The sequence below is a fragment of the uncultured Cardiobacterium sp. genome (genome assembly GCF_938028185.1).
GTDB lineage: Bacteria > Pseudomonadota > Gammaproteobacteria > Cardiobacteriales > Cardiobacteriaceae > Cardiobacterium.
This window is the reverse complement of record NZ_CALJAH010000347.1, coordinates 1-1,489: the sequence shown is the minus strand read 5'-3', so window position 1 is coordinate 1,489 and position 1,489 is coordinate 1. Positions and strand designations below refer to the sequence as shown.

General features: G+C 51.2%; 3 protein-coding genes. All 3 read left to right on the top strand.

What is annotated here, in order from left to right; all coding sequences use genetic code 11:
* A partial coding sequence (locus Q0349_RS10170) for an extracellular solute-binding protein (protein WP_298080798.1) occupies positions 1–480 on the top strand: 480 nt, incomplete at its 5' end.
* Positions 481–602: 122 nt separating this feature from the next.
* The gene (locus Q0349_RS14140) at positions 603–791 is read left to right on the top strand and encodes a DUF3310 domain-containing protein (protein ID WP_366916312.1); all 189 of its coding nucleotides are present in this window, start codon (positions 603–605) and stop codon (positions 789–791) included.
* The gene (locus tag Q0349_RS10165; protein ID WP_298080797.1) at positions 784–1,026 is read left to right on the top strand and encodes a hypothetical protein; all 243 of its coding nucleotides are present in this window, start codon (positions 784–786) and stop codon (positions 1,024–1,026) included. Before Q0349_RS14140 ends, Q0349_RS10165 begins: the two co-directional genes overlap by 8 nt.
* Positions 1,027–1,489 lie beyond the last annotated feature (463 nt).

The window sequence follows — 1,489 nt, the reverse complement described above, 5'->3', positions numbered from 1 at the left end:
CTCTGGGGTGAAGACGAAGCCTTCAATTACTTCAAACAGTTGCACCCGAATATCTCGCAATACACCAAATCCGGCGTGACCCCGTCGCGCAACGCCGCCCGCGGTGAAACGGCGATTGGCATCGGCTTCCTCCACGATTACACCCTGGAGAAAAACAAGGGCGCACCGCTGGAGCTGGTCGTACCGTGCGAAGGCACCGGCTATGAGCTGGGCGGCGTCAGCATTCTCAAGGGCGCGCGCAACCTCGATAACGCCAAACTGTTCGTCGATTGGGCGCTTTCCAAAGAAGGGCAGGAATCCGCCTGGCAGCATGGCGAATCTTTGCAGATTTTGACCAACACCACCGCCGAACAGGCGCCGAATACGCCCGATCCGGCCAAACTGAAATTGATTGACTATGATTTTGCCAAATACGGCTCTGCCGATGAGCGCAAACGCCTTATTGACAAATGGGTCGAAACGGTAAAACTCGCCAAGTAACGCGATATCTCCCCTCCCCCTGTGGGGGAGGGGCGGGGGTGGGGTTACTGGCAGCGCGCACGGTATTTTTGCAGGCTCTCGTTTACATACACATGGAGCGCTCAGGTGTATGTAAATAGTAAGTGGTGCTTGTTGCTGACGCGGGTTATTCGCTGCCTCACTCCAGCCAATCCCCACGGGGGAGATACATTTTTTTATTCAATGTGAAGTACCTCGCCCGGTACAAAACCAAAGGCGGAGTGCAGGACTTGAAGAAGGCAGAGCAATATCTGGAATGGTTAATTGAACACGAGGAAAACAATCATGAGTAGGAAACAAGATATAGGTGTGCATGCATTGCAGCAATTTATCATTGCCAATGCAGATAATACGCCAGAGTTTATCATTGAAGAACGTACCCCTTATTTCCTGTGGCATCTTTCTGGAATGATAAAAGAGTTATCGGGAGAAGACTACAAGCTAATCCAGCGGACTATACATGACTATCTGCCAGACGAAGCGGCGGAGAAATGGGGCAGGATGCTGGAAAAAGTTGTCAGCACCTGATGGAATTTTTTTGTTTTGCACTCGCAGGCTACTCGCGCAAGACGATTAGACCCGTTTTGCGCGAATGCACAAATACAACGGAGAACAAACATGAACATAGATTATTTGGTAGAAAGACTTACCAGCCTTCTTTCGGAGCGTCAGGAAACCGCGAAATTTTGGCTGAAAGTCTGGAATGAGCTGCACGACTTGACACCCGAGGGTGGGTCTTGACCCACCGCCACGAATCCATCGGGATTTCATGGTGGGGCTTGCCCCCACCCTACGGCGTGAATTGATGACAGTATTAAAGGAAAAGAAAATGAAGGTTTCTCACACAGCCCTCGCCCTGTTGGCGGGTATTGTTTCTATTGCCGCCCATGCCGCTGGCGGGCGCCTGGTGGTCTATTGCAGCGCGCAAAATACGATGTGCGAGCAGGAAACGCTGGCGTTTGAGAAGAAATATGGCATTAAAACCAGTTTT